We start from the raw sequence: 578 nt of genomic DNA, 5'->3' as shown, positions 1-578 counted from the left end.
GTAACATCAAGAATAAAGTTGACTGGATTGAGTGAGTTTAAGGTTATAATGAGCTCGTTATCCTATTTTGGGTCAAAATTAAGGGGAATAGCAAAAGATGAATCGATTACTTTTGATTTTGATGGATTAACATTTGACCAATATATACCAATAAACAAAAATTTAAGATTGATTTGGGATGAATGATTTAAAGAAAGATAAACAACGATTGTAGGGTGACAGCACACTTTTATTCTCGATGGTGGACTGTGGTCGAAGAAAATCCCCGTGATTCATCGGCCTCTTGCGAGTGCCAATCCTCCGGCTTCGCCCTCGTCGCTGTCCTTGTCTTCCTCCTCATCGTCTCCGCCATCACCTCGACCTTCGCCCTGACCGCCTGGACGCGGCTCAAGATCGCTTCGAATGAGACCGAAAGCCAGCGGTTCGGCCTGCTCGCCGAAGGCCTGACCAACGTGCTGGCCGCGCGCCTGTCGAGCGCCGGGCCGGACATCGGGTTGCCGCTCAATTTCGAGCCAGTCTCCTGCGTGGTCGGCGATCTGACGGTCGTGATGCGGTTGCAGGGGCATTCGGGCCTGATC

The 578-nt window shown here is 50.2% G+C and carries 1 protein-coding gene and 1 pseudogene; both read left to right on the top strand.

The genetic code is table 11. The annotated features are described in order from the left end of the window. Positions 1-186 (top strand): hypothetical protein (locus ENZ74_RS34845; RefSeq protein WP_206522412.1); only part of this gene is annotated, 186 nt, incomplete at its 5' end. Positions 187-248: 62 nt separating this feature from the next. Next, a pseudogene (locus ENZ74_RS33780) lies at positions 249-578 on the top strand (hypothetical protein); the annotation flags it as partial.

Origin of the sequence: Mesorhizobium sp. M7A.F.Ca.CA.002.15.2.1 (genome assembly GCF_003998715.1) — a bacterium.
Taxonomy (GTDB): Bacteria; Pseudomonadota; Alphaproteobacteria; order Rhizobiales; family Rhizobiaceae; genus Mesorhizobium; species Mesorhizobium ciceri.
This window is presented reverse-complemented; position numbering and strand designations above follow the sequence as displayed.